This is a genomic window from Sphingomonas sp. 3-13AW (assembly GCF_049311085.1).
Lineage (GTDB): Bacteria > Pseudomonadota > Alphaproteobacteria > Sphingomonadales > Sphingomonadaceae > Sphingomonas.
Genome location: NZ_JASNVZ010000001.1, coordinates 371,160 through 391,039, shown reverse-complemented (window position 1 = coordinate 391,039; position 19,880 = coordinate 371,160). Strand labels below are relative to the sequence as shown.

Annotated in this window: 30 protein-coding genes and 2 tRNA genes; all 32 read left to right on the top strand. The window is 63.4% G+C overall.

Annotation, left to right across the window (positions count from 1 at the left end; all coding sequences use genetic code 11):
* The first annotated feature begins 66 nt into the window (after positions 1-66).
* The gene (locus tag QP045_RS02140) at positions 67-702 is read left to right on the top strand and encodes a hypothetical protein (protein WP_422513305.1); all 636 of its coding nucleotides are present in this window, start codon (positions 67-69) and stop codon (positions 700-702) included.
* 63 nt (positions 703-765) lie between these two features.
* The gene (locus QP045_RS02135; protein ID WP_422513304.1) at positions 766-957 is read left to right on the top strand and encodes a hypothetical protein; all 192 of its coding nucleotides are present in this window, start codon (positions 766-768) and stop codon (positions 955-957) included.
* An 82-nt stretch (positions 958-1,039) separates the two neighbouring features.
* On the top strand, positions 1,040-3,184 hold the full coding sequence (locus tag QP045_RS02130) for an AAA family ATPase (protein ID WP_422513303.1): 2,145 nt from the start codon (positions 1,040-1,042) through the stop codon (positions 3,182-3,184).
* A 434-nt stretch (positions 3,185-3,618) separates the two neighbouring features.
* Positions 3,619-3,693: transfer RNA gene (locus QP045_RS02125), tRNA-Gly, on the top strand.
* A gap of 39 nt (positions 3,694-3,732) precedes the next feature.
* Positions 3,733-3,809, top strand: a tRNA-Arg gene (locus QP045_RS02120).
* Positions 3,810-3,939: 130 nt separating this feature from the next.
* Positions 3,940-4,311: a hypothetical protein gene (locus QP045_RS02115; protein ID WP_422513302.1), complete on the top strand. Its 372-nt coding sequence runs from the start codon at positions 3,940-3,942 to the stop codon at positions 4,309-4,311.
* A 249-nt stretch (positions 4,312-4,560) separates the two neighbouring features.
* The gene (locus QP045_RS02110) at positions 4,561-4,908 is read left to right on the top strand and encodes a hypothetical protein (protein ID WP_422513301.1); all 348 of its coding nucleotides are present in this window, start codon (positions 4,561-4,563) and stop codon (positions 4,906-4,908) included.
* A 495-nt stretch (positions 4,909-5,403) separates the two neighbouring features.
* Complete coding sequence (locus QP045_RS02105) at positions 5,404-6,165, top strand: hypothetical protein (RefSeq protein ID WP_422513300.1); 762 nt, start codon at positions 5,404-5,406, stop codon at positions 6,163-6,165.
* Positions 6,166-6,321: 156 nt separating this feature from the next.
* Positions 6,322-6,786, top strand: coding sequence for a hypothetical protein (locus QP045_RS02100; protein ID WP_422513299.1), 465 nt, complete (start codon positions 6,322-6,324; stop codon positions 6,784-6,786).
* Between the two features lie 81 nt (positions 6,787-6,867).
* Positions 6,868-7,107 (top strand): hypothetical protein, encoded by a 240-nt coding sequence (locus QP045_RS02095; protein WP_422513298.1) that lies wholly within the window; start codon positions 6,868-6,870, stop codon positions 7,105-7,107.
* A 16-nt stretch (positions 7,108-7,123) separates the two neighbouring features.
* Positions 7,124-7,507: a DUF4326 domain-containing protein gene (locus tag QP045_RS02090; protein ID WP_422513297.1), complete on the top strand. Its 384-nt coding sequence runs from the start codon at positions 7,124-7,126 to the stop codon at positions 7,505-7,507.
* 86 nt (positions 7,508-7,593) lie between these two features.
* The gene (locus tag QP045_RS02085) at positions 7,594-8,019 is read left to right on the top strand and encodes a hypothetical protein (protein WP_422513296.1); all 426 of its coding nucleotides are present in this window, start codon (positions 7,594-7,596) and stop codon (positions 8,017-8,019) included.
* Positions 8,020-8,063: 44 nt separating this feature from the next.
* On the top strand, positions 8,064-8,348 hold the full coding sequence (locus tag QP045_RS02080; RefSeq protein ID WP_422513295.1) for a hypothetical protein: 285 nt from the start codon (positions 8,064-8,066) through the stop codon (positions 8,346-8,348).
* Between the two features lie 56 nt (positions 8,349-8,404).
* Positions 8,405-9,001 carry a hypothetical protein gene (locus QP045_RS02075; protein ID WP_422513294.1) on the top strand — a complete coding sequence of 199 codons (597 nt, stop codon included), beginning with the start codon at positions 8,405-8,407 and terminating at the stop codon, positions 8,999-9,001.
* A 46-nt stretch (positions 9,002-9,047) separates the two neighbouring features.
* Complete coding sequence (locus QP045_RS02070; RefSeq protein ID WP_422513293.1) at positions 9,048-9,257, top strand: hypothetical protein; 210 nt, start codon at positions 9,048-9,050, stop codon at positions 9,255-9,257.
* Positions 9,258-9,268: 11 nt separating this feature from the next.
* Entirely contained in the window at positions 9,269-9,559 is a 291-nt protein-coding gene (locus QP045_RS02065; protein WP_422513292.1) for a hypothetical protein, read from the top strand.
* 710 nt (positions 9,560-10,269) lie between these two features.
* The gene (locus QP045_RS02060) at positions 10,270-10,566 is read left to right on the top strand and encodes a hypothetical protein (protein WP_422513291.1); all 297 of its coding nucleotides are present in this window, start codon (positions 10,270-10,272) and stop codon (positions 10,564-10,566) included.
* On the top strand, positions 10,563-10,784 hold the full coding sequence (locus QP045_RS02055) for a hypothetical protein (protein WP_422513290.1): 222 nt from the start codon (positions 10,563-10,565) through the stop codon (positions 10,782-10,784). The genes QP045_RS02060 and QP045_RS02055 overlap by 4 nt, the downstream gene beginning before the upstream one ends.
* 113 nt (positions 10,785-10,897) lie before the next feature.
* Positions 10,898-11,695 carry a hypothetical protein gene (locus tag QP045_RS02050; protein WP_422513289.1) on the top strand — a complete coding sequence of 266 codons (798 nt, stop codon included), beginning with the start codon at positions 10,898-10,900 and terminating at the stop codon, positions 11,693-11,695.
* 78 nt (positions 11,696-11,773) lie between these two features.
* Positions 11,774-12,292, top strand: a complete 519-nt coding sequence (locus QP045_RS02045; protein ID WP_422513288.1) for a hypothetical protein — start codon at positions 11,774-11,776, stop codon at positions 12,290-12,292.
* 85 nt (positions 12,293-12,377) lie between these two features.
* The gene (locus QP045_RS02040) at positions 12,378-12,581 is read left to right on the top strand and encodes a hypothetical protein (RefSeq protein WP_422513287.1); all 204 of its coding nucleotides are present in this window, start codon (positions 12,378-12,380) and stop codon (positions 12,579-12,581) included.
* A gap of 96 nt (positions 12,582-12,677) precedes the next feature.
* Positions 12,678-12,875, top strand: coding sequence for a hypothetical protein (locus QP045_RS02035; RefSeq protein ID WP_422513286.1), 198 nt, complete (start codon positions 12,678-12,680; stop codon positions 12,873-12,875).
* Positions 12,876-13,154: 279 nt separating this feature from the next.
* Positions 13,155-14,717, top strand: coding sequence for a DNA cytosine methyltransferase (locus QP045_RS02030; protein WP_422513285.1), 1,563 nt, complete (start codon positions 13,155-13,157; stop codon positions 14,715-14,717).
* Positions 14,718-14,837: 120 nt separating this feature from the next.
* Positions 14,838-15,248 carry a hypothetical protein gene (locus QP045_RS02025; protein WP_422513284.1) on the top strand — a complete coding sequence of 137 codons (411 nt, stop codon included), beginning with the start codon at positions 14,838-14,840 and terminating at the stop codon, positions 15,246-15,248.
* 161 nt (positions 15,249-15,409) lie between these two features.
* Positions 15,410-15,892, top strand: coding sequence for a hypothetical protein (locus tag QP045_RS02020; RefSeq protein WP_422513283.1), 483 nt, complete (start codon positions 15,410-15,412; stop codon positions 15,890-15,892).
* Between the two features lie 109 nt (positions 15,893-16,001).
* Positions 16,002-17,030, top strand: coding sequence for an ATP-grasp domain-containing protein (locus QP045_RS02015; protein WP_422513282.1), 1,029 nt, complete (start codon positions 16,002-16,004; stop codon positions 17,028-17,030).
* Positions 17,031-17,131: 101 nt separating this feature from the next.
* On the top strand, positions 17,132-17,395 hold the full coding sequence (locus QP045_RS02010) for a hypothetical protein (RefSeq protein ID WP_422513281.1): 264 nt from the start codon (positions 17,132-17,134) through the stop codon (positions 17,393-17,395).
* 275 nt (positions 17,396-17,670) lie between these two features.
* Positions 17,671-17,823 carry an alternative ribosome rescue factor ArfA gene (arfA, locus tag QP045_RS02005; protein WP_422513280.1) on the top strand — a complete coding sequence of 51 codons (153 nt, stop codon included), beginning with the start codon at positions 17,671-17,673 and terminating at the stop codon, positions 17,821-17,823.
* Between the two features lie 105 nt (positions 17,824-17,928).
* Positions 17,929-18,381, top strand: coding sequence for a hypothetical protein (locus tag QP045_RS02000; protein WP_422513279.1), 453 nt, complete (start codon positions 17,929-17,931; stop codon positions 18,379-18,381).
* Positions 18,372-18,815, top strand: a complete 444-nt coding sequence (locus tag QP045_RS01995) for a hypothetical protein (protein ID WP_422513278.1) — start codon at positions 18,372-18,374, stop codon at positions 18,813-18,815. The genes QP045_RS02000 and QP045_RS01995 overlap by 10 nt, the downstream gene beginning before the upstream one ends.
* Positions 18,816-19,218: 403 nt before the next feature.
* Complete coding sequence (locus QP045_RS01990; RefSeq protein WP_422513277.1) at positions 19,219-19,617, top strand: hypothetical protein; 399 nt, start codon at positions 19,219-19,221, stop codon at positions 19,615-19,617.
* Positions 19,614-19,844, top strand: coding sequence for a hypothetical protein (locus QP045_RS01985; RefSeq protein WP_422513276.1), 231 nt, complete (start codon positions 19,614-19,616; stop codon positions 19,842-19,844). Before QP045_RS01990 ends, QP045_RS01985 begins: the two co-directional genes overlap by 4 nt.
* Positions 19,845-19,880: the final 36 nt, after the last annotated feature.

Below are 19,880 nucleotides of genomic sequence, written 5' to 3'. Positions count from 1 at the left end.
CGGAGCAGCATCTTCATTTACGGATGATAGTCCGGTGAAGCTGCCTTACCCTATCGAGGACCCTGCATGTCTCATTTCGTCAAACCCACCTACACAGACCTCGCTGACCTGTGTCGGTACCCGGTGGCTCCGTCCCGCGTCACAGACGGGCTCATCTTTCGCAGTCACGAAGATGAGGAAGGAGACGTCTGGTCCGACCTCGTTGGCGACGACAACGTCTGGCATCGCAGGGACCCGGAGGACCGCACTGCCTGGCAGCCACCGCAGCACTACACCACGAACTTCGGCGTGGCGCTGAGCATGAAGGTCGAAGGCGTACGGCTGCTCGGGCTCGAGGAGCCGCAGGTTTCCGATGATCCTTGGGTGGCCAAGGTCGGCGCGGATGTCCTGGGGTCCTTCCGCGGCGAAGGTACGAATGCCGCCTTGGCCTTCCTCGACGGCTACTTCCAGGCTCTCGCTCGCCTCCACGGCGAAACCGGCTCGCTCGAGCAACCGCCCAAGCTTCGCAGGTTGGTCCAGCGTCAGTGCTTTCTCTCTCCGATGGGCGATATCACCTCCTTGATCGATGAGGTCCTCTCCATAGAGCGCAGCAAGGAAGTCTTCATCATCTTCAACGATGTTGTCCTCCCTATCTATCTCGATGACAGTCGCGAGAGCGCGCTCGCTGCCTGGGAGGCGAAGGCGCCCGGCCGGAAAGTCTAGCCAGCCGCATCCGCCGTGAACGTCGTTCACGACTCACTGCCAGTACGAAAAGTCGGAGCACCTATGACCCTGCCTGCTGAATCGGCCTTTGTCGTACTCCTGCTTACCGGGGTGCTCTGCTTCCTCGTCATTCGCCGTGCCCGCGGGCGCAACATGGGAAGCATCGCCCTGCACGGGCTCGCCTCCTGGCTGCTCGCATATGGAGGGGTTCTTCTTTCCATCGAGGTCCTGGATAGAGGGGTGACGTCTATGTGACGTCCTGATCCTGCCCAGCCCAGCCCTGAAGGTTCTCATCCGAATAGTGAGAGACGAGTTGCGTTAGGGAAGGGAAAAACAGATGACCAACCAGCAGGTTTCGACGATCGAAGGTCGCGTGCGGTCCGTCATCTACAGCAAGGACGACTTCCGCATCCTGGGGATCGAGAACGATCGCGGTCAGCGCATGACCATCAAGGGAGGCGAGGCGCTTCAGGGCCTCGACGTGGGTGAGCAGGCTCGCTTCATGGGCAAGCTCGTATCCGACAAGAAGTTCGGCGATCAGCTGCAGGTTTCCGACGTGCAGCGCGTCGTTCCGCGGACCCAGGAGGGCTTGATCCGCTGGCTCGACCAGGTCGGGATCAAGGGCGTGGGGCTCGCCACCGCTCGCAAGCTGGTCGCCTTCTATGGCAGCCGTACGGTCGACGCCGTCCTTGCACGCGAAGCAGGTGCAGTTGCCCTGCTCGGCGCGAACATCGACGCAGCTGTCGCAGGCTTGGAAGCAGTCCGCGCCGAAGAAAAGTTCGGCCCGCTGCTCGCGCAGCACGACATCGGTCCTGCGTTGCGCCGCAAGATCTACGAACTCTACGGTATGCAGACCGAAGAGGTGATCACCAAAGACCCGTATCGCGTGATCGCAGAGGTCCCCGGCGTCGCCTTCGCGACGGCGGACAAGATCGCTCTTGCCACCGGGCTCACCCTGCGCTCGGAGGGGCGCATCCGCGCAGCCATATTCGACACGCTGCGCGCCGCGGCTCAGAACGGCCACACGTTCCTGACCCTCCAGGAGGTCGCTGCCCAGGTCTTCGAGCGTACCAAGATCGCAAGCCGCAACGTGTTCGACGTGGCGTCGCGCCTCGAACAGAAGGGCATCGAGACCGTCGATGTCGACGGCAAGCCGGGCCTTGCCCTGTCGTATCTGGCGCGCGCCGAGCGCACCATCGCAACCCGCATTCTCGCGAAGCTCGATGAAGAACCGAACGTCCCCTACGACGTCGCTCTCAGCTGCGTTCTTCAGGCCGAAAGCTCGGTCCAGGTCGAACTGAACGCTGAACAGCGCCTCGGCGCTATCCAGGCGCTCCTGTGCCCCATCTCGGTGATCACAGGGGGCCCCGGCACTGGCAAGACGACGACCCTCAAGGTCATCGTGGCTGCATGGAAGATCCTGGCCAAGCTCAGCCCGGAATACGCGGACCGCGCCCCCGTGTTGCTCTCGTCGCCCACCGGCAAGGCATCCAAGCGGATGACCGAGGTCACCAAGATCAAGGCGATGACCTTCCATCGCCTGCTGGAGATCGACAAGAACGGCCGCTTCAAGCGCAACTCTAAGAATCCGCTGCAGCGCGGCCTTCTGGCTTGCGACGAAGTCTCCATGTCGGACGTCGCGATCTTCTCCTCGCTTTCCGTCGCCTGGGGCCGCTGCAACATCCTGCTCGTCGGCGATGTTGACCAGCTCGAATCCGTCGGCGCCGGCCGCGTCTTCGCCGACATCATCGAGAGCGGCGAGGTCCCGGTGGCCCGCCTGGTCGAGGTTCGTCGCCAGGCGAAGGGCTCGGCCATCGCACTGGGCGCTGCCGCGGTTCGCGAAGGCAAGGCTCCGGTTACCACCGAACTAGGCGGCTCCGATCTCGTCTTCATCGAAGAGAACGACGCTGCGAAGATCGCCTTCCGTATCGCACACCTGTTCAAGCAGCTTGACGGTGATGTGCAGGTCCTCTGCCCAGGGCACAAGGACGAGGTCGGAACCATCTCGATGAACCAGCGCTTGCAGGCGGTTGCAGGTACGTCGGGAGCGGAAGTCCGTATTGCTCGCGGGCAGGTCGCTCGCAAGGGCGACAAGGTCATCCAGACCGACAACGACTACGATCGCGATGTCTACAACGGCGACTCCGGCATCATCACTGAGGTTGTCGGAACCGGCGGTCAGGTCGCAGTCCAGATGGGCGATGATCTTGTCACCTACGATGATGAGAACTTCAGCCAGCTGGACCTCGCTTGGGCGCTCAGCGTCCACAAGTCTCAGGGCTCGGAATACGAGACGGTGATCATACCGCTCCACCAGGCGCACTACGGCCTGCTGAAGCGTACCATTCTCTACACCGCGATGACGCGTGCGAAGAAGAAGTGCATCATCATCGGCTCGCGCCGTGCATTCGCTCGCGCGCTTGCCAACGACGAGGGGTCGAAGCGCCGCACAATGCTGCGCTGGATGCTCCAGACGATCTGATCATCTGCCCGGATCGGCCGCCAGCCGGTCCGGGCCTGTCTCTTGCCCTTCGAATACCTGCCACCTCCGAGCCCCGGGCCATCCGCCGCTGCCAACCAGCAGAATCCACACCGGCGAGCAGACACCGGGACGGGACGAACCTTCGGAGAAAGTGGAAGATGTTCCCAGAAAGGGGACGGAAAATAAAGAAGATCAGGACAGAGATGATGGGCATCGAAGACTTCGACGTTCTTCCGACCAGCGACGACCTCAACGAGGCGTTCGACGACGATCTGCGCGGTCAGATTGATATTCCGAGCATGGTCTCGGACTACTGAGCAGCGGAGAGGACGCACTTGGCTCCAGCCGAGCGCCCCCGCTCATTTAGAATTCCATGCCGTGTTTTCCGAGCGGCAGGAGATACCGGATCTCCCTGTGGGATCAATCGGATCCACGCGGACGTAGCTCAGTGGTAGAGCACGGGGATTCCACCCCCGGTGTCGTGGGTTCGAACCCCATCGTCCGCTCCATTCCTCAGCCGGCACAACCGTGTCGCTGATCATGCACGCGCCTCGGTAGCTCAGCTGGATAGAGCGTCTCGTTCCTACCGAGAAGGCCAGGGGTTCAAATCCCTTCCGGGGCGCCAGCATGTCCCCCTCCGCCCATGACCCGCCATCTCGCCGCAGACCAACTGCTGCGAGGTGGAGTGCCAAGGTGCTTCAACAAGCAGAAATGCGTCCCCCTAGGGGGAAGGGAAAACAGAGAAGGACTTCATGATGACCAACACCAAGAACAGCAAGCCGATTCCCGCCTCGGTCGAAGAGAACCGTGCGAAGTTCCGTGAACTGGGCGCCATCAACAAGGCAGCCCGCGCGCAGAAGCACGCCGATCTGATCGCCAGCCAGAAGGCGCTCGGCAAGGCCAACCGCGAGCGTCGCGCCGTCTCGCACGCCGAGCTGATCGAGAAGCAGAAGGCGATCGGCATCGCGAACGCTCCGCTGAAGGCTCAGGTCCGCCAGGAGCGCATCGACGCCGCGGCAGCGCGCAACGCGCAGATGTCGGTCGAGGCCGCTGAGCGCAAGGCTGGCCGCGTCGCCGCCCACAACGACCGCAACGCGTCGATGAAGAAGGAAGTCGCGGCCGCATAAGCGGTTGGCAGGCCGCCCCCAGGGCGGCCTGCCCCTTCTGCTCCTGATCCGTCCCTAAGGACGCTTCTCGCCGGCCCCGCCGGCGACCCGGACACCAGGTCCGCTTCAGTGCATCCATCCCTTCCCCCCGCGGTGCACCAGGGCGAACAGGTGGTCCGGGTCGGCACGGGGTCGCCGCGAGGCGCCCAGCACTCGAATACGAACATCAACAGTAGGCCCCTCGCTGGGAGGGGAAAACAAGGAAATGACATGAGCAAGCCGATCCCCGCATCCGTCGAAGCCAACCGTGCGAAGTTCCGCGAGATGGGCGTCGCCAACAAGGCTGCCCGCGCGCAGAAGCACGCCGATCTGATCGCCAGCCAGAAGGCGCTCGGCCTGGCCAATCGCGAGCAGCGCGCCGTCTCGCACGCCGAGCTGATCGAGAAGCAGAAGGCGGTCGGCGTCGCCAACGCGCCGCTGAAGGCACAGGCTCGGCAGGAGCGCGTCGACGCCGCCGCGGCGCGCAACGCGCAGATGTCGGTCGAGGCCGCTGAGCGCAAGGCTGGCCGCATCGCCGCCCACAACGACCGCAACGCATCGATGAAGAAGGCCGCCTAAGGCGACCGGGACCTCCGCAAAGGAGGTCCTCTTCAGGATCGGAGACGCCGCTCCCTCATACGGGTGCGGCGCCTTTGATCCCTCATCGGGCCGTGCTGGCTGTCGCTGCCACCGTCGCGATGACGTCCTCGTTGAACCCACTCCCTCGCCCCCCGGGGCGTGGGTTCTACCAGGACGCCAAGTGCGATCCTGTCTCTGCCCCTTCCCAGGTGCCTGCTCGCAAGAGCAGGCACCACCGGAGAGACGTCCTCATTGAGCCCACGCCGACCCTTCCCCCTCCCGTGGCGTGGGTTCAATCAGGACGCCTTCCCACATCTCCGAATTGGAAATGTTGGCTAAGCTGACCGTCACCCGGCCGAAATCACCGGCCACTTTTTTTGGCGGAAGCCAGAAAAACCCCGGCACAAGCACTTCGCTCCCCCCGCCAGTCGAACGGTGTTCAAGAGTATCCCCGCAGGAAGGGATACGAAGATTCTCAGGGAAGGGAAAACAAAGATGACTTCGATGACCACCAGCCAGCTCACCGCTACTGCAGGCAAGCACATCGTCCAAGCGGTCCGCGAAGGTTTGGGCGTAAACGCTACTGACGCCAAGTTTATCTTTGACACCATGCATCACCTCCCCTTCATCGAGAAGGGCGAGGACTTGCGCGGCATCGAAGCTCGCGTTCGTAAGGGCACGTCCGTCGGCACGCGTGATGCCTGCTTCGACCTCTTCCTCAACGATAAGTGGAAGGGCGCTTTCCGCACCGGTTCCGTGGCAACCCGTCGCGCCCACTTTATCGACGAGGCGATGGAACTGGTCCTCCGTGACGAAATCACGGGCCCGCCTTCGAAGGTCGATTATACGGCGCAGCATCGCGAGCGGGAGGCCGCCGGCCGCTCGGGCGAGATCACGGGCACGATCTGGGCGTGCGAGCCGCATCCGATGGACGACGGCTGCGTGCGCATCGACGTGCTAAGCGACGAAGGCGAGACCTATGTCCTCGCTGTGATCCCCATCATGAATAACAGCGCGATGCAGACGCTCGAGTTCGCTCGTGAGAAAGTGGGTAAGCGCCTTCGCATCCTCTGGGTCCGAGCGCCGGAGTTCTGCGCCGACTACGAGATCGGCTCTGTGCGCACCGCGGCGATGGAAGACGAGATGATCGCTGATTTCTTCCTGCCAGCCCGCTTCAAGCGTCCAGAAGACATCGCGTCGGTCGCTGAGCTGATCGAAGGCGCCACCCTCCGGGAATCCCTCCGCACAGCGGCCTGATCCCGCACAACTTGGGATCCCCGGAGCGAAGAGAAACATGGTGGCTTCAACCGCTCTGCGCTTCGGGGGGCGTCGCAACCGAAATCGCTCGCGCGGAAGCTGAACTCACCCTGGAGGGATGAGAGATATAGCTCCTTCAGGGAAGGGAAAATGAAGATGCGCAAGTTTCTGGCTCTCGCCGCGGTGGTCCTCGCTGCCTCGCTCTCCGTGCCCGCTTCAGCTCAGTCGGCCGACGGCCTTCTCCGCGTCCTCAGCGGCGGTCGCAACATCAGCAACTCGCTCAACCGCAACTGCGCGTACGGCGGTATCTCGCAGGTGTCCTGCCAGGTTCAGCGCGTGGATTCTATCTCGCGCCAGATCGATTCCCAGCGCCGGCAAATGCAGACCCGCCAGCGCCAGGCCGAACAGCGCGTCCAGCGCGTCAACCAGGCACTGATCCGCGCCTGCAAGCTGGGCGATCGGGAATCCTGCAACCGCGCAGGACCGTCCGCCGACCCCAAGCAGGTCCAGATCCAGCAGGCGCTACGTCAGGCCTGCGACGCGGGCGACGACTATTCGTGCCGTCGCGCGAGCGACATGACGCGGCAGATGTACGCTCAGCAGCAGGGCTACCGCTACTGACCCATCTCATCCTAAAACCGTCTCGACAACCTCCTGCTGCTTCTGACAAGCTGACGCTCTAGTCGCAGCAGGGGTTTCTTCGTGGATCGTGTCGGTATTATTTCGTTCGTTACCGGTGAGGTCGTCAAGATTTCCGGGCTTTCGCATCCTGTAACTGAGGGATTCCCGCTTGCGGACCTGCCCTTGGACAGCCTGCAGTGCCTCGAACTCACCGCGCTCGTCGAAGACCGGTACGACGTGCAGATCAGCTGTTGCGAGCGGACGACGATCTCGACCATCGGCGACTTCGCCGACCTCGTTATTTTGGCGGTCGCCGGGTAGATCGGAGGACGGAAAAATGAAGATCGGCAAGGTGCTGAACAAGCGGGTGCACGGGGTGCCGGCAGGAGCGAAGTACATCGGGCGAGGATCGCCCCATGGAAACAAGTTCGTGATCGGCCAACATGGCGATCGCGACGCGGTATGCGAGCAGCACGATCTCGACCTCGCTCGCGATCGCGCGAAGCTCAAGAAGCTCGACGAGCTCGCTGGGTGCGATGTGGTGTGCTTTTGCGCGCCGGCGCGGTGTCATGGCGACACGCTCGTATCGCTCGCGGCAATGCCGTTTGAACAACGGCTCGTGTGGGCGCTGCGCACCATCGCGGCAGCAGAAGCGGCACCAAAGCCGGACCAGCCGGCTTTTGGGGGCATCGCGCGCGGTGTTCGCAGGCAGCTGCGCTAACAAGGACCGAGAGCATCCGGACGGTGTCCGGATGCTCTCGTTTCCCCCTGGGCTTGAAGAAATCAGGCTCTGGAAGGGAAAACGAAATGACGGCCTACGCCGCAGGGCTCGCCATCGCAGCCGCGCTGAATGCTGCGGACCGCGCTCTGATTTCGGTTCTATCGCACGCGAACCGGCAGCTGACCGCCGCGAGCGGTTGCACGAACATGCATGCCTGGCTCGGATCCGACGCGGACGATCGGGCAAACGCTGTCGTCCTGTACGGATTCCGCTCCGCTGGACGCAGGCTCGGCGTCCTCCTGCATAAGGACGGCACCCTCGAACTCACCATCTCCATGCCGTCTCGCACTGGATACATGCCCGTGCGGGCCATCCAGCTCACGGTGGCAAACTGCACTTCGGTTCTGCACGTTCACGTGGCCGATGAGCCTCACGCGACGCGTCGTGCGCTGAGCGACCGCCTGGCAAAGGCAATCCGCCTTGCCTCCTCGCCGAAGAGCGCCGTCGCCTGAGCATCCTGAAAGGATCTGCGTACCGACAGGAAAGGGAAAAGCAGATGTTCCAGATCACTGAACGCCACAGCGTCGAGATCACGCAGGGCTCCTCTCGCTACCTCGTCGCCACCGCCGATCTCTGCTCCGATACCGAGACGGTCGAGACCCTCCGCAATCGGGTCCTGCTCATCGGCGGCGCCTCTATCCGCATCAGCGACCGCGCCGGTCTCGGCCGGGCGTTCGACGAAGCCTTCAACAGCTGCGAAGCGCGCCCCGGGAACGACGTATCGGCCGTCTTCGACTTTGCAGACGGACAGATCACCGTCAGCCGCAAGTACGCGGCCTGATTTCCGAAACACCTCCCCCCCGGCGGGACGCCGCCAATTCTCACGCGAGGCCTCCGATGTTCGAAGGACATTTCTGCCGCCGGCTCTCCGCCAAGAATGACCAGAATCTTCAGCGCGAAATGGGCGCCATGTCTCGCGCCGCTTTCATCGAGCACTGGCTCAAAGACGCAGCCAATCCAGACCAGATCGACGCGCTTGCCTTCCAGCTCCTGTGCCTCGCTCGCCGCTGCAAGACATCGGGCATCCCTTCTGCTGCGAAAGAATGGAAGGCCGGCTGGCAGCGCTTGACTGCTATCGCCGCCGCCGCTCGAGAACGGATCGCGTCGCTTCCAAGCCGCACGTCCTCGCCTGAACTCTTCAATCCGCGCTCGGTCGGCAAACCAGGTTGCCTGGACAGCGACTTGTTCCTGCCGCTGTCGGCTCGCCTAAACCTTGCCGGCAGCGGGTATGAACAGGTGCCCGTGGGCGTCTACGAAGCGCCGCTCGTCGATGGCGCGACTTACGACATTGGTCGCAGTCGGCTCGGCTACACCTGGGTGACGCGCCGCGGCACCGGGACCGTGAGCAAAGTCCCCAACTGCACGCTGCGAGGACTGTACTCGCTGGGACGGCTTGACCCTGTGGAGCCCGAGGCTGCGCGGGAAGCCGCGTAACAATCCGGTCCCGGATCGAACGAAGTTTCCAAGGGAAGGGAAAAACATGACCAAGAAGCCGCTCAGCCGCCAGGCCATCCGCGCCATCGCAATCCGCGCCTGCATCAAGCGGGCAGCGGCAGACAAGGCCGCCCAGGGCGCCCTCCCCGGGATCGTCTCCGACGCTCCCGCAGCCAAGAACGCTATGCACCCTCGCCTGCTCGCGATGTGCGTCGGCGCTGGTGGCTACGAACAGAACGATCGCTTCGTAGCCTGAGGTACATTCCAATGCGCATCCGCAGCATTTCGCTCGTCGCCGCGCTCGCGCTGATGGCGATCGTCGCCATATCAGGCATTGCGCTCTCACACAGCGCGCTGCGAGGAACCATCTACCTGCTGGTTATCGCGTCGGCAGCCGTGCTCGGCTTCTCGGCTGGTACCGCCCTCTTTGGCCGGATCGTTGCCCGCAAGCGCACCAGCGCTCCTCGCTACCGGCTCTCGCCGATCGACCTTTCGCCTCTGCAAGGCGAGGTGGTCAGCTTCCGAAGCCTTCCTGCTCCGGGTCGCAGGGCCGCCTGAAAGGCGGCCCACTCGTCCAGGCGCTTACGTTCTCAACCATCCAGGCTTCCTGCGTCCTCTCCGGAGGGGGCGAAGACGTCAAAATGGAAAGAGGGGAAAATCAAAGCTTCCTCGCTTCCGCTTCGACGATCTCAGGAGGCAACCATGTAGCAGGAACGGCCGCACCCCGCGCGAGGGGAGCTTTCTACACTTCGACAGCCAGACCGAATTCCGGTCCCACGGCATGCGATCTGGGGCTATTCACCCTTGCGCGTGCATCGCGCGCGAGACCTCGCGCGCTGGGTAAGGACCGGGCGGCCCACCATCTTCGACCGTGCCGCCTCGCTACCTTCAGCGATGCTCCACGTGCGCGCGGCAGCAGGCCGCCAGGTGGGCCATAAGGGCCAGGAGCCGGCGCGTGTTCCTGTCCGTAACCTCGTCACCTCAGGGAGAGCCGCCATGCGTTAGCTCCAGCAGTCAAACCGATACGCGACCACGCTTGAGATCAGGGAAATCCCCACGCACCGTGCCCGCGAGAAGCGGATAGCACGCATGATGGCCAAGGCCCGCGGGACGCATGAGACGTCCCAAACACATGTCCACATCGGACCCAGAGGATGGCGCATGCCGCTGAAGGCGTTGCCATCCTCTCAGCCCGCAGTGGTTCACGCCGAGGCTCGCGCAGACCCGCGCTTCGCCAAGGCGCCAGCCGGAAACCGAGGACGTCAAAGATGAAGATTACAGCCGAGATCGATTCCGGAGAGATCTACCTCCTCCGGCACCAGGCCGACTTTGATCAGCTCGCGGCCGACCTCCTGCCTCGTGAGGAATTTTCAGGCACGCCTGAACGCTTCCCCTGCCTGCTGTACGCGAGTGGCTATGTCATAACGCGGACCGCGCGGCGGGACCTTTTGCCCGCCTTCTTCCTCTACGACTTCACCATCGACGAGGGGGTCGAGGAACTGGCTAACTACTGGCAGCTGGAGACCAGCGGCTATTTCGCTCAGACCGACGGAGCCGCCGCGTGAGCGCCGGCGACGTGAAGCATCCGGAAAACACCCCGGAAACGTTGTACGTCATCTCGGGTCAAACGCTGGGATACGTCCTCGAGAAGGCAAAGGAGCATTTCGGCGTGGACGATGTCAGTGACCTGGCGATCGATTCAGAGAACATCCAGATCCGCAACTTCGGTTACGATCTGTACGACGGCGCCGACTGGTGCCAGTATCTGGTCATTACCAGGTAGAAGGAAGTGATCCGCTTCTCTTTGAGGACCAAAGACGGCCGCCAATCCGGGCGGCCGTCAATTTTTCCATGACGCGTGGAAAACCGGTCTGTCTCTGGGAAGGGAAAATTGAGATGTCGATGCGTCAGAATTTCGTCCGGAAATCCGCGGTCGTGGGTGCGGCAGTAGAGCGTGCTGCGGTCCTGGAGGAAGGGGCCAGCCCCGTCTCCGACCTCGTCTTTTCCGCGTCCTCTGTACCGGTCACGCGGCGCTTCCGGTCCTACGACGAGGTCGTCGCCCTGCTTCGCCAGGCTATCGCAGACGCCGAGGCCGGTCAGTACGTGCCGTACGCCGGCATCGGCTCGCGTGAGACGCCGGGTGTCAGCGCTAAGTACCCAGGGCGGGTCTGTGGGTCGATGCGGGTCATCGCGCAGCGCCTCCACGCATCTGGCCTGACGCTTCGCTCAGGTGGGGCGGAAGGCGCGGACGAAGCGTTCGAGGCGGGCAGTTCTCCGGAGCGCTCAGAGGTCTTCATCATCCGGCGCGGCATTCGGGGCTCGCGCTCTCCGCTGTACCCGCGTCCGGAGAACGCCCACATCACCGCCGAGGCTGAAAAGCTCGCGTCGCTCCTCCATCCGAAGTGGGCGGCGTGCGGCGACTATGCGCGCCAGATGCACACGCGAAACATGCACCAGGTGCTTGGCGTGCGTCTGGATAGCCCCTCCCGGTTCATCATCGCGTGGACGAAAGACGGCGCCGATACGGGCGGAACCGGCCAGGCGATCCGCTGCGGCTGGCATAAGGGCGTCCCCGTGGTGAACCTGAAGATCCTCGAACATCGCCAGGCGGTCTGCGACGTCTTCGGGTTCCGGATGGAATGGTTCGGCGACGACGCCCCCGTGCCCCTCGCCCGTCTGCTCGCCCGCGGCTGAACCGCGCAGCGGCCCCTTCACAGGGGCCGCTCGCTTGCCTCGCTTCGTTTTTGAACACCATCACTCCAAGGAGCGCATATGGCCAAGGGTCATAAAGAGGCGAAACGCCTCGCGAAATCCGTGAAGCGCCGTCGCTCCTTTGCGGAGCAACTGCGCGCCGAAGCCGCATCCGTGCGTGCAGTCGCTCAGACGCTCGATGTCGGGCCCTGTAACATCGAAACCGCTTTCGCCGAGCGCCTCGATGCGATCGCTGACCGGGAATTCGCAGCCGCACGCGAGGAAGAGAAGCAGCATCTGGAGGCCGCGGAGCGGCTCGTGCGCGCCTTCTCACCGGTTCCGGTCGATCCGGACGCGGAGGTTCGCCAAGAACGAGCCCTTGCCGTCTTGAACGAACGTGGGTCGGTCGCCCGCATCCGCTACATGGCCGACCTGTTCATCGGTTTAGACGTCAAAGAGACGCCGAGCGACCTCCTGAAGGCGCTTGAGGATCTGCTCGATCGGGAGGCGATGGACAACCCGACGAACCGCGTCGGTCTCAAGTTCGGTGCGCGCATCTCCCGGGCGGAGAGCATCCTTTTCACGAAGCCGCGCTTCTGACGACCGAGGAGGCGAGCCACCGCCTCCAGTCCTTTCCCGGTCCAAGAAAAGGGAGGGTGTAACCACCCAGGGAAGGGAAAATAAGATGACCCAGACGAAATCCAACGTCGTCTCCATGCGCCGCCGCTCGAGCTTCGCGACTGCCGCTGACACCTTCGACGTCGACGCCCTCCTGCGCGACCTGGATGGTCAGGGCGCCAACAGCACCTCCTACGCTCAGGGTATCCTCGGATCTGGCGAGGCCGTGACATTCAACGGCGGACGCCGCGGCTCGCGGCACGCCGCCTGAACCTCCGGGGTCGCCAGGCAGGGCGGCCCCTCCCACCCACAGTCCGTCTTTTCTCGGACGAGAGAGGGGATCCACCTCGGGGAAGGAAAACAAGAAATGCCTCAGCATAACGTCTTTTCGCTGGCGGCCGTGCGCGCGCGACGTTCGAGCCGCACCCGCTATGCAAGCGTCGCCGACACCTTCAGCGTCGAAGACCTCATCGCGGACCTCGACGATGGTGCGATCACCGGGAGCGGTGATTATCCGATGATCATCGACACCTACGTCACCGCGCAGCCGAAGCAGGCCGCCTAAGACCAGTCAGCGATCGGGTCTGCAACACGCAGCCCGATCGCTGTCTGTGATTTCGAGCGCACCGGCCAGTCGGCAGCTGACCTTCTTCCGGTTTTAGGATAGGGTTGCCCGACCCCTTCGCTAGTGCGCATTTCGCTTTCCGATTCCCGGAGAAATTGCCTTGTACATCGATGATCGCGACACTTTCAAACTCATCCCGACCGTCGGCTGCCAGCCAAAGGTCGACAAGTGGCCGATCCACGTACGGGGCCGCCTAGTGATCCTCTGCATCATAGTCCCGTGGGCTTGCTTCATCGCCTGGATGATTTTCGGATAGTCTCAGCAGGCCCGTCCTTCGCCGGCTCGCCCCAGGACAATGGGCAGTCCGCCGGACTCTGCACCGGTTCGAGTGCTTCGCCTGCCCCAAATTTTGAGGGAAATGTCATGACCACCCTTGCGCGCGTCTGCGTCAACGTACCTGAGCTTGCCACCAAGCAGCTCCGGTTCCGCTATGTCGGCCATCGCCGGATCCTCACGATCTCCTCCAACCTTCTCGAACTCTTCGGGTTCACGAAGGGCGATGCTGTCGTCGAAACGAGCCGCGGCGCCGGCAAGGGTATGGTCATCGAGCGCGTCCACGACCTATTTAACCAGGTGCGTGTAAAGCGCGTCTACGCGCGCACCTATCGCAGTCGGCGCAACAACCCCCTAGAGCACCAGGTGGAGGTCTCTTCGCAGAGGCTCCTGGACGCATCCTTCCCAGAAGGGTGCACCCGGGTTCACGTCCGGTTCGAGCCCGGCCGGATCGTCGTTACGCCGCTCCAGACCGTCTCCGAGCGCGCCCTCGCCAATGCCGAGATCGCTTCACCCGGAGCCACCTTCGCCGCCCTCACCTCCGGGGTCGACCTTGCCTCCCTGCGCGCCGAAGACTTCACGATCTCCGCTATCCTCGAGTGGCGGCCGCAGGAAGCACGCGACAAGGCGAACTTGACCGAGACCGGCGCACTCGCCGCGCTTGCGAACTCCGGCCCGGTGCGGGCGCTCTTCAACGAAGACGTCACCTGCGCCGTCCTCGCTGAAATCGAAGCTGCGATGGTGCGCCACCCGATCATGCTGTTCCACGCATCACCCCAGTGCGACGATCACTCGACGCTGAAGGCGAAGGCGCTCAAGGAGCGAGATCATGCCGACGGCACCTCGACCGAGGACATGATCATCGACCTGCTCAACATCATCGAGCGCCTGGCGCCACCAGTCGTTCTCTTCGAAAACGTCCCCGGCATGCTCAATTCTGCAGCCTACCAGGTGGCGTCGCTGAGACTGTGCCGCTGGGGATACCGGCGCTTTGAGCATGTAGGCGACGCACGCGACTACGGCGGGCTGACCTCGCGCCGGCGCGCCTACGTCGTGTTCTCCCAACTCGACGCCCCTTTCGCCTTCGAGGAGCCGTTCAGTCCACGGCAGAAGAATGCCTGGAGCGTGGTTGCGAACGATCTCGACCAATGCCGTGACGTCTCGCACTCGAAGTCGCTCCAGGACGGCAAGGCCTGCGGCCGTCTCCGCCGTATCACCCCTGCTTCGACGTCTATCCCAACGCCCGTGAAGTCGCAGGCCCACATGGCCAAGGACTCCATCGTTATCGAGCCTCAGGACGGCGTCTTCCTGTGGCCGACCGAGGACCAGCTGAAGCGATTTCTCGGCATTGAGGATGTCGATCTCGAAGCAGTCAGCTCAACCCTTGCCTCCGAGATCATCGGTCAGTCGATCGACCGCCCACACCACGCGTCCATCCTGCGCTCACTGAAGGCACATATCGGACAGCACCGAGCTGACCTGATGCTCGGCGTCGCCCAGGCCGCCTGATAGCGCCTCGCAGGAAGCCTTCGAAGCGACGTTCGAGGGAAAGGACGTCGACCGTTCACATCGCCGCCAGCCGGCACCTACGGATCTCGGAGACATACCGTTCCAGGGAAGGGAAAAGACATGAAGAAGCTTCGCGCCACATTTGCCGCACTCGCCCGGCTGAACTTCCGTTCGGCCATGCGGCTGTTGACGATCCACGAGCGTGCACCGATCATCGAGATCAAGCAGAGTGCCTGGCGTACGCAGCGTCCCTCGGTCCACGTCAGCATTACCTCGCGCCGCGGCTCGACCACAGTTATGTCGCAGCTCGACGACGACGCCGGCAATGCGCATTGCACGATGCACGCGCTCACCCTGTCTACAATTACCGGCCTTGTTGTCGTCGATCGTCGCCAGATCTCGACCAACCAGGGCGCACGGGGCATCGCCGATTTCAAATCCGCGCCTCGTGACGCCGCCAAGCCGAAGGACGAGCTTACCCGCGGCACGCTGGGTAGCTTTCCCTCTCTTGGAGGTCTGACGACAGCCTGAAGGCCGGAAAAGCCGGAAAGGCCGGGATTACCAATCCCGGCCCATTTTTTCGTGGCCGAAGCCTCGAAAACCGGGGACACTCCGTTGCGAGACCCCGGGGATATGAGCGCCTGAACGTTGCGAGGCACTGCCATATTCGTCTCCGGGAAGGGAAAACGAAGATGCCTATCGTCACAGTCGAGCGCTACACGCGCTCCGAGATCCGTGCCCACCGCGAGCACCTCTACGTCTTCGGCGACAATCTCGCCCGTGCGGGTGGCGCTCCGGACGCCAACGGCTGGTCCAATCCCAAGGCGGGCCAGGCCGCCGCGTGCCGGAACGAGCCGAACGCTGTCGGCATCCCCACGAAGCGCGCTCCTTCGATGAAGGAGGACGCCTTCTTCACCGACGCAGACTTTGATCGCGTCCAGCCGATCATCCAGGCTGAGTTCCGGCGGCTGGCCGATCACCTCCGCGCGGGCGGCACGGTCGTGCTCCCCTCCGCCGGCATCGGCACGGACCGCGCCCAGCTTGCCCAGCGCTCGCCGCGTATCCGCGAATTCATTGATCGCTGCTTCGCCCACCTCCGCGGCATCGAGGCCCAATCCCCAGGGGAGCCCGCTCCCACCGCGAAACCCATCGGCGTTCGTCGTCAGGTCCGCTGAACCTTTCGCTACGCGATCTCACCGTTGGGCAGATGCCCGGTTGCCACGGCGACCGGCTTTGACGTGCCTGTGATCGCCTGAATGGCGGAAAAACAGAATTGGAGACCCCGTGCGAGGCATCTATCTCTACCGGCCGCTGAACCGCGATCGCCATCCGGCAACGGCAGCGCTCAAGGCGCCGGCGTATCTCGCGACGTGGCTCGAGGCGTTCCCGGACTCCCAGCCTACGAACTGCGATTTCGAGGACTGGGCTGAGAACGCGGTTCTCCTGCATGAGGCGCGGCAGCGCGAGATCGACCTTCAGATCCTACCCTCGGCGCAGATGCTCTGGATCTCGTCGACCGCCTTCGAAACGCCGCGATCTGAGCCTGGCGCCCCGGTCGGCGCGATGTTCGGCCACTGGAGCGGGGCCGATTTCATCAATGGCTTACCCGTTCCGATCTCCCTCGTCGGCCAGGACGCTCATGCCGCCGGCGCCGCTTCGGAATACGCTGCGAGCCCTGTGTTCCAGCGCCACGCTGGACGTCGCACCATCTATGTCGATGCGACCGCGGACCACCTAGAGCATGTCCTTGCCGAAATCCTCGGCAATCGCACTGAGACCGACGTCTTTCTGAAGTCAGTCAAGAAGGGGTTCTCGGACATCGTCCACATCACGGCCGGGTCCTCGCTGTCCAGGCAGGTATTCGATCAGCTCGACGGTCTGGACCTGGACTTCATGCATTACGAGGGCAACCGTCGCATGCTGCTCGCGCAGGACGTCATTCACTGCGGCTATGAGTACCGGCTCTTCGTGGTCGATGGCAAACTCGTCACGGGCGCTGGCTGCGTCGAACATCATACGCCGCTCGACAACCTGGAGGTGTTCGACCCCCAGATGGAGCCGCGTCGGAACCGGTCCTCAGTCGATACCTACGCCGATGTCCGCGACCAGCACCTCGCCTTCGCGGAAAAATTCGTCGAGGAGTTCGCGGCCGAGCACGGACGCCATCTCGATTACTGTCTCGATGTTGCACTTGATGACCAAGGACGCACCTTCGTCATCGAACTGAACCCGCCACTCAACTGCGGCCGATATGCAAGCGACGTGGGCGCCTGGATGGACGCAGTCATCGCCCGCACCGAGGCTGCTGCCTGACGTAGTCTACGCCCTCATTGGCCTGCGGCTGGAGATATCCAGCCGCAGCACACCCGCACCGCCTGCAACCTGATCAGCCCTTCTTCTTTGAAGGAACGCACATGACGACCTCCAATCTCTGCCCGATCTGCCATGGTTCGGGAAATCTGGTCACCTTCTCTAGCGGCCTCGAATACTGGCCCTGCCCACCCTGCGGCGGCGCGGGCGTTCGGGTACAGCATGGTCCGGCCGTCGTGGTGATTCACGGGCGCCCGGCCAAGAAGCGCAAGGCTCGCAAGGTCGCTCGCGAGTTCGCCTCGCGCCCGGGGGAGGGCGCGGCTGCTCATCATCCCTCACGAACGAGCGCCACCGCCGAGGCAGCCTGACGGCATCGGTCGTCCTGGCCGAGTAGACTTCCGCAGTGGAGGTCGCTGACCAGGAGGCTACCATGAGCGATACCGAACACACCAAGCACGACCACGCCCTTCGGATGCATCCGGAAATTCTTGGCGGGCTGAGCGCAATCCTGATATTCTCCGAAGGGCGGTAAGCCCCTCCGAACTTGTCCAGCCTTACGCCACCTTATCGACAGATAGTCGAGGGGCGAAGGCCTACATCTGAATGGCGGCAACGCGACCAGGGTTGAGGAAGGGAAAAGACGATGAAGACCAAACTTCGTCAGGTCGAGGCCATGCGTAATCCCATGGCTGCGCTCCTCGCTCATGGCGCGAACCGGCCGCGTACCGTCGCCACGAAGAAGGGCCGTGGCTCGTTCCGCCGTGCGGAGAAGCACAAGGCCCGTGCCTTCGCGTGAGCGCGACCGGGAGCGGTCCCGCGTCCCCAAAACTCCCCCATCCATGCACACCGAAGGGATAGCAGCATGCTAAAATCAGTCACGATTTCCGATGGGCGCCAGATCGTGCTCGACGACCTGGACGAGGCTACTCCGGACCAGGTCATGGCACTCGCCACCGCAGTTGCGGACTTCCTGATCCGATCGGGGCAGATCAAGGACGACGTCGCTCTTTCCGGCCCTGACATGCTGCAGTTCCTGTCGGAAGCCGCTGACATGGCATCGTCGGCTGACAAAACCGTGCAGATCGTCGGCCTCGTAGAACTCGAACATTCAAAGCGCATGCTGCGCTACGCCACCGTTTTTGCCAGCGAGCCTTACGCACACGAAGCGTCGATTCAGATCGTCGGCAAGCCAGATCAGACCGAGGACACGTTCTACGAAGAACTCGAACGGCGCATCCAGGTGCCGGTCTCGATCACCGCGCGAAACGAGGGCGGTCATCTCGTCTGCACAACCGACGATATCCTCCCCGCACGGGGAGCCGCCCGTACTGACGGCGACACTCCATGCACCTGATGCAGAGGTCTGCCCTCGATCCGGACTTCGTTTATGACGCCTCGCGGGCTGCACTCGACGAACGCCTGGTTTGCCGCATCAGCATGATCCGGCAGGCGGTGGACGCCAACTTCGGCCTGCCACGTCGCAACCTGGTAGGCGGGATTGCGCAGCTTTTCGCCTTTGCCGGCGCCGATGCGGAAGAGGCAGTCCGCATCGCCCGCGGCTTCGACGATCAGCTCCAGGGGAGCGAGGAGGATGTCTCCCACGTCGTCGGTGACACGCTCATCGAGATCGTCGCGGGCGAACCCCCAGACGAGTTGACCGATACAACGATCATCATGATCAACGCTGAGGCCGTCGCGACGGCTTACAACCAGCGTGAGACATTGGTCGAAGTCGATGCCGACTGGGACGCGCTCGACGAGCTGGCCCACAACACAGTCCTTGCCTGACAGGAACTCCTTATGCCTGCGGATCCCCATGCGCATATGCGCTTCTCGCGCATCGAGACGGTTGCCCGAATGCCTGACGGACGCTCGCTCCGTAGCTGGTACAGCTATCCCCTAGGCACCGGGAAAGCCGAGTACGACCGCATCAATGCTGCGCTCGTGCGTGCCTTCGGCCCAAGAAATTGCGCCACCTATGGGACACCTCGGGGCACCCTGGAAACACCGCACTGACCGACCTGCTTGTTGGACGGTGGCTCGCCGGGTCCCGCTGAACCACAGGCGACGCTCTCTGCGACGCCAGTGAAGTCCAATCCCCTTCCCCTTTGACCGGAGCCCCAGGCCCGGCCGGAGACCTTCCAGATCGAAAGACGGGAAGACGAGAATTCCTAGGGAAGGGAAAATAATGATGAAGACCGACCTCGCGCTCACCCAGACCGCCCGCGCCGCTGTTCTGGCCCACGGCTTTCATCCCGCAGTCGCAGATCTCGTCGACGTGATCCGTCACCCCGCGCGTGAAGGTGACGTCGAACACGTGGAGATCCGCTGGTCCTATCCGGCCGTGATCAAGGGCAAGGATAAGCGCGTCGCGGTCGCAATCTCCTACATCCCCACGTTGACGTTCGAAGAGAGCCTGTCGGCGGGATCGGTGGCCGACACGGTCATTGCCATCCGGCCGACGCTGCCTGCGTCGCTCCGGGACATCGAAGTCCCTGCGTGGGCAGCCAGCCGTGGCACCCACGTCCGCAGCTTCCTCGGCAAGGCGCGCTCGCTCAGCGAAAGCGCTGCGTTCAGCCTCGCCGCATGATCCCGTCCAACCGGGAAGAGGCGATCGCCGCGGGGCGCGCCGCCGCTCGGGAGGCGGTGCCACTCCACGATCTCACCGGCCACATGAGCTCCATCGGTATCCCGCTGAACTTGCGGGGTGCCTGGCTCTGTGGCTTCGAAGCCGGCCTCGAAGACGAAGGCTTCGATACGGACCCTGACGCCGACGGGCATGGCTGGGAGCGCCGCGCGCTCTTCCGGCTCGACTGACCCAGCGACCTTCCCCGCCGGCCGGCGCGGGAGGGT

Bases quoted from the DNA above. Each gene is read 5' to 3' on its own strand.
- QP045_RS02140 (WP_422513305.1), top strand. From the start codon at position 67: ATGTCTCATTTCGTCAAACCCACCTACACAGACCTCGCTGACCTGTGT.
- QP045_RS02135 (WP_422513304.1), top strand. From the start codon at position 766: ATGACCCTGCCTGCTGAATCGGCCTTTGTCGTACTCCTGCTTACCGGG.
- QP045_RS02130 (WP_422513303.1), top strand. From the start codon at position 1,040: ATGACCAACCAGCAGGTTTCGACGATCGAAGGTCGCGTGCGGTCCGTC.
- QP045_RS02115 (WP_422513302.1), top strand. From the start codon at position 3,940: ATGACCAACACCAAGAACAGCAAGCCGATTCCCGCCTCGGTCGAAGAG.
- QP045_RS02110 (WP_422513301.1), top strand. From the start codon at position 4,561: ATGAGCAAGCCGATCCCCGCATCCGTCGAAGCCAACCGTGCGAAGTTC.
- QP045_RS02105 (WP_422513300.1), top strand. From the start codon at position 5,404: ATGACTTCGATGACCACCAGCCAGCTCACCGCTACTGCAGGCAAGCAC.
- QP045_RS02100 (WP_422513299.1), top strand. From the start codon at position 6,322: ATGCGCAAGTTTCTGGCTCTCGCCGCGGTGGTCCTCGCTGCCTCGCTC.
- QP045_RS02090 (WP_422513297.1), top strand. From the start codon at position 7,124: ATGAAGATCGGCAAGGTGCTGAACAAGCGGGTGCACGGGGTGCCGGCA.
- QP045_RS02085 (WP_422513296.1), top strand. From the start codon at position 7,594: ATGACGGCCTACGCCGCAGGGCTCGCCATCGCAGCCGCGCTGAATGCT.
- QP045_RS02080 (WP_422513295.1), top strand. From the start codon at position 8,064: ATGTTCCAGATCACTGAACGCCACAGCGTCGAGATCACGCAGGGCTCC.
- QP045_RS02075 (WP_422513294.1), top strand. From the start codon at position 8,405: ATGTTCGAAGGACATTTCTGCCGCCGGCTCTCCGCCAAGAATGACCAG.
- QP045_RS02070 (WP_422513293.1), top strand. From the start codon at position 9,048: ATGACCAAGAAGCCGCTCAGCCGCCAGGCCATCCGCGCCATCGCAATC.
- QP045_RS02065 (WP_422513292.1), top strand. From the start codon at position 9,269: ATGCGCATCCGCAGCATTTCGCTCGTCGCCGCGCTCGCGCTGATGGCG.
- QP045_RS02060 (WP_422513291.1), top strand. From the start codon at position 10,270: ATGAAGATTACAGCCGAGATCGATTCCGGAGAGATCTACCTCCTCCGG.
- QP045_RS02050 (WP_422513289.1), top strand. From the start codon at position 10,898: ATGTCGATGCGTCAGAATTTCGTCCGGAAATCCGCGGTCGTGGGTGCG.
- QP045_RS02045 (WP_422513288.1), top strand. From the start codon at position 11,774: ATGGCCAAGGGTCATAAAGAGGCGAAACGCCTCGCGAAATCCGTGAAG.
- QP045_RS02040 (WP_422513287.1), top strand. From the start codon at position 12,378: ATGACCCAGACGAAATCCAACGTCGTCTCCATGCGCCGCCGCTCGAGC.
- QP045_RS02035 (WP_422513286.1), top strand. From the start codon at position 12,678: ATGCCTCAGCATAACGTCTTTTCGCTGGCGGCCGTGCGCGCGCGACGT.
- QP045_RS02025 (WP_422513284.1), top strand. From the start codon at position 14,838: ATGAAGAAGCTTCGCGCCACATTTGCCGCACTCGCCCGGCTGAACTTC.
- QP045_RS02020 (WP_422513283.1), top strand. From the start codon at position 15,410: ATGCCTATCGTCACAGTCGAGCGCTACACGCGCTCCGAGATCCGTGCC.
- QP045_RS02010 (WP_422513281.1), top strand. From the start codon at position 17,132: ATGACGACCTCCAATCTCTGCCCGATCTGCCATGGTTCGGGAAATCTG.
- arfA (WP_422513280.1), top strand. From the start codon at position 17,671: ATGAAGACCAAACTTCGTCAGGTCGAGGCCATGCGTAATCCCATGGCT.
- QP045_RS01995 (WP_422513278.1), top strand. From the start codon at position 18,372: ATGCACCTGATGCAGAGGTCTGCCCTCGATCCGGACTTCGTTTATGAC.
- QP045_RS01990 (WP_422513277.1), top strand. From the start codon at position 19,219: ATGAAGACCGACCTCGCGCTCACCCAGACCGCCCGCGCCGCTGTTCTG.
- QP045_RS01985 (WP_422513276.1), top strand. From the start codon at position 19,614: ATGATCCCGTCCAACCGGGAAGAGGCGATCGCCGCGGGGCGCGCCGCC.